This is a genomic window from Nocardioides sp. NPDC057577 (genome assembly GCF_042801335.1).
Taxonomy (GTDB): Bacteria; Actinomycetota; Actinomycetes; order Propionibacteriales; family Nocardioidaceae; genus Nocardioides.
In genome coordinates, this window is the sequence record NZ_JBHVGB010000219.1 from 1 (window position 1) to 8541 (window position 8541).

At 70.0% G+C, this 8541-nt stretch carries 6 protein-coding genes; 3 read left to right on the top strand and 3 right to left on the bottom strand.

Translation table 11 applies throughout. The features are described 5' to 3' along the window. Positions 1 to 172: 172 nt before the first annotated feature. The 3 genes from ACFU7D_RS26890 to ACFU7D_RS26900 all read right to left on the bottom strand — a co-directional run bounded on the left by ACFU7D_RS26890 (position 173) and on the right by ACFU7D_RS26900 (position 5319). The gene (locus ACFU7D_RS26890; RefSeq protein WP_378873149.1) at positions 173 to 2002 is read right to left on the bottom strand and encodes a DUF5719 family protein; all 1830 of its coding nucleotides are present in this window, start codon (positions 2000 to 2002) and stop codon (positions 173 to 175) included. Then, positions 1999 to 4905, bottom strand: a complete 2907-nt coding sequence (locus ACFU7D_RS26895; RefSeq protein WP_378873151.1) for a glycosyltransferase — start codon at positions 4903 to 4905, stop codon at positions 1999 to 2001. Before ACFU7D_RS26895 ends, ACFU7D_RS26890 begins: the two co-directional genes overlap by 4 nt. A gap of 159 nt (positions 4906 to 5064) precedes the next feature. Beyond that, entirely contained in the window at positions 5065 to 5319 is a 255-nt protein-coding gene (locus ACFU7D_RS26900; protein WP_008361238.1) for a WhiB family transcriptional regulator, read from the bottom strand. A 352-nt stretch (positions 5320 to 5671) separates the two neighbouring features. On the opposite strand from ACFU7D_RS26900, the gene cofD reads away from it, so the two are divergent. The 3 genes from cofD to ACFU7D_RS26915 are packed head-to-tail and all read left to right on the top strand — an operon-like array spanning position 5672 to position 8507. Beyond that, positions 5672 to 6685, top strand: a complete 1014-nt coding sequence (gene cofD, locus ACFU7D_RS26905) for a 2-phospho-L-lactate transferase (RefSeq protein ID WP_378873154.1) — start codon at positions 5672 to 5674, stop codon at positions 6683 to 6685. Beyond that, a complete protein-coding gene (locus ACFU7D_RS26910) occupies positions 6682 to 7683 on the top strand; it encodes a coenzyme F420-0:L-glutamate ligase (RefSeq protein WP_378873156.1) in 1002 nt (333 codons plus the stop codon). The genes cofD and ACFU7D_RS26910 overlap by 4 nt, the downstream gene beginning before the upstream one ends. Before the next feature lie 41 nt (positions 7684 to 7724). Beyond that, a complete protein-coding gene (locus ACFU7D_RS26915; RefSeq protein ID WP_378873158.1) occupies positions 7725 to 8507 on the top strand; it encodes a DUF3105 domain-containing protein in 783 nt (260 codons plus the stop codon). Positions 8508 to 8541: the final 34 nt, after the last annotated feature.

Genomic DNA, 8541 nt, shown 5'->3' on the forward strand with positions numbered 1-8541 from the left:
AGTCATTTCTCGGCGACGGCCGGTGTCAAGGATCGCCGCAGGCGACCGGCGTCAGCCGGCGGCCGCAGGCCGTCCTTTACTCCGGACGCCGCCGAGAACACCCTCCAAGCAAGGGTCGGCGGCAACAGTCCCCCGAAAACACACCAACCCGCCGACGTGCAGCGCTGAAGACTCAGGGCTCCAACGGCAACGGCAACCCAGGAGCAACCCCAGCAGTACGCACCTCGGTCCGCAGCGGACGGAACGGAACCACCGCATCCCCGTCGCCGCTCATCACCACGGCCGCATTGACCTCGACACCCTCAGGCACGAGCTGGATCAGCGCCGCCTCCGCGGGCACCTCGACCTCGGCGCCCAGCCCGGGACCGACCTTGACGGACTTGGCCTTGAGCGCCTTGCCCTTCGCAGTCACCGGGACCACCTTGACGGTGCCGCTGGCCCCGGTCTTGGCGACCGGGCCGGAGATCAGGACCCGCTTCTTGCCGACGCCGGCGCCGGCCGGGACGACCACCGCGGTCGGCTCCGAGATGGTCTCGGTGGCCGTCGTGATCGCGACGTCGCCCCCGTCGACCGAGCGCATCGCGGTGGCGACCGGGCCGGTGGCGACGATCTCGACGCCGTACGCGTCGCTGGCGCTGTCCTTGCCGAGCAGCTTGGTCAGGTCGACCTGCACCTGCCCGTTGGGCGGCACCCGGATCTCCGGAGCGCCCTCCGGGGTGAGCACGTTCTTGGGGGTGAGCAGGCGCAGCTCGGCGCTCACCTGGGCATCGCCCGGGTTGGTGACGGTGAGCGTGCGGCTCGCGGAGCTGTTCGGGTAGCCGACCAGCAGGTTGGTCTCGGCAGGCATCGACTGGCCGGGGAAGTAGTCCTCGGTGGCCGCCTGCGACTCCAGCGCGACGGCACGGTCACGGACCATCGCCCCGGCCTGGCCGCGTACGACCGTGGTCTTCAGGGAGAGCTCGCCCTTGCGCGGGATCACGTGCAGCAGGTCGAAGGTGCGGGTGGTGTTGCCCGGGATCGCGACGCCGCGGAGGTCCTCGGGGACGGCCACCACGCCCTTCTCATCGTAGAGCGAGATGTCGACCGTGGCTGCGCCGCTGTTGGGGTTGGTGAGCTCGAGGATCGAGTTGTGGGTGGCACCCGCACCGACGCCGGGGAACCACGCCTCGGCCTGCGGGGGAATGCACCCGGTCGCCGCGAGCGGCTTGGTCGTCGAACGTCCGGCGACCAGCCCGGGGGCGACCTCCTTACCCGCCTTGACCACGACCGATCCGGGCTTGACCGACGCGCTGGTGACCTTGCCGGACCCCACGGTGGTCTCCGCGCCCTTGCCGGCGCCGGGGCCGGTCAGCGTGACCTTGCCGGACCCCTCGGCGGCGTTGGTGACGGCGACCTGGTCGGCGCCGGACTTCGGCTTGCCGGGGCACACCACGGTGGCAGCGGTCGGCGCGCTGCTGTCGGCGGCCAGCTTCGGCTGCTCCCACTGGTGGGGCCGGTTGAGCAGCAGCGCCACTGCCATCGCGCCGACCAGACCCAGCGCCACCAGCACGGTGTTGTCGAGGCGGCGGCCGCGCTGCCTGCGTACGCGGCGCAGCCGGGGCCGAGCAGCAGCCGCTGCCGCGGCGGCAGCCGCCATCCGTCCACCCTTGGCACGATCCGGCTCTGACTCGTGCTGGACCTCCGGCTCCCCCGCCCGCATCTCGTCCGCGGTCGGCCAGGCCTCGAACTCCGGCTCGTAGGCAGGCTGGAACTCGCCGGTCCGGTAGTCACCTTCGTAGGGCGGCGGGTAGCCGGTCTGCGCGAGCATCTGTCCGGTCTCCGGCCCGGGCACGTAGGGCTCCTGGGCGTAGAGCTGCTCCGGCGTGTAGCCCTCCGGCGGCGTCTGGGCCGTCTGACCCGTGTAGGGGTCGGCATACGGGTCCAGCATCCACGGCTCCTGGCCGTAGACGTCGTCAGCCTGCGGCTCGCGCGAGCGGTCGTAGGGGTCACGGGAATGGCTCATGCCGACTCCCTCCTCTGGATCAGCGTCGGCAGGCACAGGACAAGGACCACGAACAGCCCGATCCCGGCCAGGACCAACAGGATCGTACGGATGATGGACTGCGACTCGGTCACGCCCGGGTCGCTCGGCTCGGAGTCGAGCAGCCAGGCACGCGTGGAGCGCTCGACGGTGCTCGCCTGGGTCACCGACCCGGAGGCGTCGATCCCCTCGGCGACCGAGGAGTCGGCCGGCCCGGGCATCACGATGTAGGCCACGCCCTGGGCGGCCAGATCACCGATCACCGCGTCGTCGGGGTCGGCGGCGAGGCGGCGTACGACTCCGGTGAGCTCCTCGGAGCCACCGGCGACCTGCGCGATCTCGTCCTCACCGAGGGTGATCCCGTCGTTGCGGAGGACGGCGTAACGGATGCCCTCGTCGACCGAGCCGCGCAGCACGAGGACGCCGTCCTCGGGCCCGAGGGTGGTCGAGGTCGGGTCGAGCATGTAGGAGGGCACCCCGATGTGGCCGAGGGCCCGGGTGTTGTCGGTGAGATTGCCGGTGCCGGCGTAGACGAACCAGCCGAGGCTGCCGACGACACCGACCGCCGCGGCCGCAGCCGCCGCGCCGACCATGACCTTCCGCAGCCCGCTCAGGCCGTCGAGGATGGCACCCTGGGCACCCAGCACCGCCGCGACCACCGCGAAGCCCTGGATGGCGACCAGCGGGAAACCCCAGCCGACCCGGGCGATGCCGGCGTCGAGCGGGATCGGGATCCAGGACAGCAGCATCGTGACGGCCGCCGTCGCGACCGCGCCGATCCAGCAGACCATGACCGGGATCCGGGTGCGGCTCGGGATCAGCGCGAGCACGGCCAGCAGCGGCAGCGCCAGGCCCAGCCACCACGGGGCGCCGAGATCGGCACCGTCGAGCCCGGTCAGGCGGCCCACGAGCAGGTCGAACCCGCCTGCGGCCGGAGCCGGCAGCCTGCCCGGGTCGAGCAGCAGACCGGCCCAGCCGCCGGAGAAGATCGCCGGCAGCCACCAGGGAAGCAGCAGCCCGACCGGTGTCGCGATGGCCGCCGCGGGCGGGCCCCACTGGTCGCGGTCGCTGAGCACGGCGGGCATCAGCCGGCGGGCGACGATGAAGATGACCGCCGCGAAGACGGCCGCGACCAGGAAGGCCATCGGCGCGAAGGCGGTGATGACGGTGAGCAGCAGGCCGGTGCGCCACCCGGCGCGCCAGCGGCGGTCGGCGACGGGATCGCTGAACCCGAGCGCGGCGTGGGCGAGCCAGGGCAGCAGCGCGCCGACCACGACCGCACCGATCCGGCCGTCACCGAAGGCACCGCTGACGTAGGGAACCAGGGCGTACGCCGTCGCGCCCCACAGCAGCAGCCAGCGGGGTGCACCGAGGTGGCTGATCAGCCGGCCCGCGACCCGTAGCAGGCGCCACGCGCCACCGAGCGCGATCGGGAAGCTGAGCAGCATGACCGCGCTGACCGCCAGGCTCGGGTTGCCGCCGAGGACGGTCGCTAGCACGGCCAGCGGGAAGACGTGCGGCGGCGCGGGCACGCCGGTGCCCTGCGAGATCGCGTGCCACGACTCGAACTGCAATTGCCACCAGTCGCCCACGTTCTGGGGCGTCGGCCCGAGGCCGCTGCCGGCCACACCGCCGAGCGCCGCACGGGCGCCGATGACACCGAGGATGCCGACGACGACCAGGAGCACCGCGACCGGGTTGGTGAACAAGCGCACCAGCCAGCCGGTCTCGGCCGGGATCTCGTCCTCCTCCAGCTGGGCCCGCTCGGCCTGGCGCTTGGCGGCGAAGGAGGCCGGATCGGCCTCGGCCTGCGCCATCTGGCGCCGCTCGGCGATGTCGGAGGCCTGCTGGGTGATCGCGTTGGCGACGTCGGAGACGAAGTCGAGCCCGTGTCGGTAGGGCAGCCACGGCGGTGGCAGCAGCGCCTTGACCACGTCCTTGTCGGCGTGCGCCTGCTTCCGGCGCCGACGCTTGGCGAGCATGATCTGGCCGGTGTGGCCGTAGATCCAGCCCAGGGCGCCCAGGTCGTCGAGCGCGGCCCCGGGGTCGCGCACCAGGATGAAGCCGAGCATCCGCCACAGGGTCTGGAAGAAGAACCGGACCATCGTGAACGGGAGCATCCCCGGCCGGCCGTTGACCAGCAGGGTGTAGAGCGCGGCCCGTCGCTCCTGATAGTGGATCCGGCGACCGGTCAGCTGCGTCTTGCGTACGCCGCGGTGGGCCGCCTCCACGTGGAAGACGACCGCGTCCGGGACGGCGATGGTCGTGAAGCCGGCGTTGGCGGCCCGCCAGCCGAGGTCCATGTCGGTGCCGAGGACCGGGAGGTGCTTGTCGAAGCCGCCGAGGTACTCGAGGACCTCGCGGCGGATCAGCATGCCGGCGGTGTTGACGGCCAGGACGCGGCGTACCTCGTCGTGCTGGCCCTGGTCGTACTCGCCACGCTCGAGGCCGGTCTCCCGGTTGCCGGTGACCGAGATCGAGACACCGAGCTCGAGCATCCGGCGCAGCGAGGGCCACTCCCGGATCTTGGGGCCGAGGATGTCGGCCTCCGGGTATTCCTCGGCGGCGTTGAGCAGGGTCGACAGCGCGTGCGGGTCGGGGGTGGAGTCGTCGTGGAGGAACCAGATCCACTCCGGCGGCTGCGCCGCCTGGTGGAGGATGGCGAGCGCCTCGTTGGCCGCGTCCGCGAACGTCGTCGACGCCGGGAGCTTGACCACCTGGGCGAAGGTCTCCTCCAGGATCTCGACCGACCTGTCGGTCGAGCCGGTGTCGATCGTGACGGCAAAGCTCACCGGAGCCTGCTGGTTCCGGATCCCGTCGATGACGGTTGGAAGCCAGCCGGCGCCGTTATGAGAGACGAGGACGAGGGCGACCGACGCGTGCACGATCGGCAACCCTAGTGCCCAACCGGTGATAGTCCGAATGGACCTGTCGGGCGATCGGGACACGCCCCCTCAGGTATTTGCCCCGAAATGATCAGCAGGCCCGGACCGTGACGGTCCGGGCCTTGCTGGCTCGTGCTTGGTTGCGACTGTCAGTGAATCTCAGACAGCGCGCTTCTTCAGCTTGCGGCGCTCCCGCTCGGAGAGTCCACCCCAGATTCCGAAGCGCTCGTCGTTGCCCAGAGCAGACTCGAGGCAATCCTGGCGCACCTCGCAGGTCTGGCAGACCTTCTTGGCCTCCCGAGTCGATCCACCCTTCTCAGGGAAGAACGCCTCCGGATCCGTCTGCGCGCACAGGGCGCGCTCCTGCCAGCCCCCTTCGTCGGTGTCCGGCTCGAGGAGAAACAGCTCTCTCATCGTCTTTCCGACCTTTCGACCCTATTCAGCTTGTTTTCGGGACCGTGACCCCATCTCGGGCCAGTCACCTCACGCCATCGGCAGGTAACCGATCCCCCCGTTTTTTGCGGGAACTGCCTCTTGTTACGACCTGGGCCGTCACTTTGATGCAGTTCCCTGCCGAAATTTTCCCGAGATATCCAAGCACTGTCTCCACAGTTGTCGGTCCCCGGTTCAATTTCGAACCACACTGATGAAATTACATGCCTGTCGGTGCCACAAGTCAACCCTCAAATCTGATAGGGCCGCATTAGCACCGGCTTTAAGCACCGGCTGGAGCAGGGTTGCTGGCCCCGTCTGAGAGGCTAGGGCCATGCGTGACATCACCGTTCTCTCCGGCGGCCATGGCGGCTCGAAGTTCATCTCCGGGCTCCTCCACGGCATCTCCGCCGGCCGTGTCCCAGGCATTAGGGAAGATGCCCGGGTCACCGTGATCGCCAATACCGCCGACGATCTGTGGATGCACGGCGTCAAGGTCTGTCCCGACCTCGACACGGTGATGTACACCCTTGGCAACGGATTCGACCACGAGCGCGGCTGGGGCCGCAAGGCCGAGACCTGGTCGATCAAGGACGAGCTCGAGGCCTACGACGTGCCCGGGACCTGGTTCGGACTCGGCGACCGAGACATCGCCACCCATCTCGTACGCACCCAGATGCTCGAGGCCGGTTTCTCGTTGTCGCAGGTCACCACCGCGTTGTGCGAACGCTGGCTGAAGCCTGTATGGGGCGACCGCGTGCACCTGCTGCCGATGACCGACGACCGCGTCGAGACCCATGTGGCGATCAACGACGAGAATTCACCCAGTGGACTCTCGGTCGTTCACTTCCAGGAATACTGGGTACGTCTCCGGGCCGGCGTTCCGGTCGAGAAGCTGATCTTCGTGGGGCAGGACGAGTCGAAACCGGGACCCGGCGTGATGGACGCGCTGCTGAATTCCGACCTCGTGATCGTGCCCCCGTCAAACCCGGTGGTCTCGATCGGGACCATCCTCGGCGTACCCGGGATCCGGGAGGGCCTTGTCGCCACCTCGGCCCCTGTGGTGGGGATCTCGCCGATCATCAGCGGGCACCACGTACGCGGCATGGCGGAGCAGATGCTCGCCGCCATCGGCGTCGACGCGACCGCCGCCGGAGTCGGTCTGCATTATGGGACGCGGGGCGCGGGTGGGGTCCTCGACGGCTGGCTCGTCGACACCGCGGACGCCGCCGCGGTCCCGGCGCTCACCGAGTCGGGGCTGAAGGCGGCGGCCGTCCCGCTGTGGATGTCCTCCGAGGACGCGACTGCCGACATCGCCGCCGCCGCTGTCGAGCTGGTCAACCGATGACGCGGCCCACGAACGGGCCGATGAGCGGGCTGGGCATTACCGTCACCGCCCCCGACGGCGTACCCGAGGTGCGTAAGGGCGACGACCTCGCTGCCCTGCTCCTCACTGCACTCGACTCCGGCCTGGGGTCCCCGCTGGCCGACGGGGACATCGTCGTGGTCACCTCGAAGGTCGTCTCCAAGGCCGAGGGTCAGGTGCGGGAGGGCAACCGGGACGACGCGCTCCCCGGCGAGACGACGCGGGTGGTGGCCCGACGCGGGCCGACCCAGATCGTGCGCAGCCGCCTGGGGCTGACGATGGCCGCGGCCGGGATCGACGCCTCCAACGTCGAGGCCGGCCACATCGTGCTGCTCCCCCTGGACCCCGACGCCTCCGCGCGGGCCCTGCGCGCCACGTTCCGCGACCGAACCGGCGCGAACGTCGGGGTGATCATCACCGACACCGCCGGACGCGCCTGGCGCGACGGGCAGACCGACATCGCCATCGGCGCCGCCGGTCTCGAGGTGCTGGAGAGCTTCGCCGGCCAGGTCGACGCCTACGGCAACGACCTCGTCGTCACCGCCCCGGCGGTCGTCGACGAGATCGCATCGGCGGCCGAGATCTCCCAGGGCAAGCTGGGCGCGCGGCCGTTCGCGGTCCTGCGTGGCCGGGCGGACCTCGTCCGCGAGCCCGGTGACGACGGACCGGGAGCGAGCGCGCTCATCCGCCCCGAGGGTTCGGACTTCTTCGGCTTCGGGGCCCGGGAGGCCGTCGTACGCGCTCTGAAGGGTGCCGCCGAGGACCAGGCCCCGTTCGGTGCGCCGGCGAGCGTCGAGGAGCTCTCCGCGGCCGTCGCGGAGGTGACCGGGACCGCCCCCGTCCCGCATCAGGACGGGCTGCGGGTGGCCGGAGCCGACGCCGCGGTGATGGCCGCGCTGGCCTTCGCGCACGGCTGGCGATGCGAGCGCGAGACGAATAATCACGGGGCAACTTCCCTTCTGCTACCAGTGACCACCTAGAATCTGCGCGTCCCGACAAAAGACCCGAGGTACGCCGAACCGTGGCCAACAAGTCGCTCAACAAAGACCGCCGTGCGGTCATCAACGACATCCGCAAGAAGCAGGGCCGCGCCGAGCGCGTCCGAGGCTGGGCGATCATCGGTGTCTGCATCGCCTTCGCCGTCGTGATCATCGGCGCTGCCGCATGGACGCCGATCAGCGGCTTCATCAAGGACAGCGAGTACAAGGACGTCGCTCTGCAGGACATCGGGAAGAGCGCCAAGGCGGCTGGCTGCCAGAAGGTCACCGAGATGACGGCCGACGGGAACCAGAACCACATCGCGACCGGCACCGAGCAGACCTACACGACTGCTCCCCCGGCCTTCGGCCCGCACTGGAACGAGGCCAACGTCGCGCCGGCCGACATGTCGCGCAAGTTCTACACCACCGGGGATCGTCCCGACCTCGAGGCGCTGGTGCACAACCTCGAGCACGGCTACACGATCGTGTGGTACGACGAGACCGTCTCCGACGACGAGCTGAACGAGCTGCGCGCGATCGGTGACAAGTTCGCCGGCACCTCCAACTTCCGCTACAAGTTCATCGCGGCCCCGTGGACCGCTGCCGACGCCAAGGAGACCGCGGTCGCCGGCGACAAGAAGACCGAGTTCCCCTCGGGCACCCACATCGCCATGACGCACTGGTACGCCGACCCGGCCAACCCGACCGAGGCCTCCACCCAGAAGGGTGCCTTCCAGTACTGCGAGGGTGTCTCCGGCGAGGCCGTCAAGGACTTCATGCAGAAGTTCCCCTACACCGCCAGCCCCGAGGCCCAGGCCATGTGATTCGTGCCGAGTCGGCGCATCTGCCCCCGTGCCT

Coding starts and splice junctions, on each gene's coding strand:
- ACFU7D_RS26890 (WP_378873149.1), bottom strand. CDS start 2,002: ATGAGCCATTCCCGTGACCCCTACGACCGCTCGCGCGAGCCGCAGGCT.
- ACFU7D_RS26900 (WP_008361238.1), bottom strand. CDS start 5,319: ATGAGAGAGCTGTTTCTCCTCGAGCCGGACACCGACGAAGGGGGCTGG.
- cofD (WP_378873154.1), top strand. CDS start 5,672: ATGCGTGACATCACCGTTCTCTCCGGCGGCCATGGCGGCTCGAAGTTC.
- ACFU7D_RS26910 (WP_378873156.1), top strand. CDS start 6,682: ATGACGCGGCCCACGAACGGGCCGATGAGCGGGCTGGGCATTACCGTC.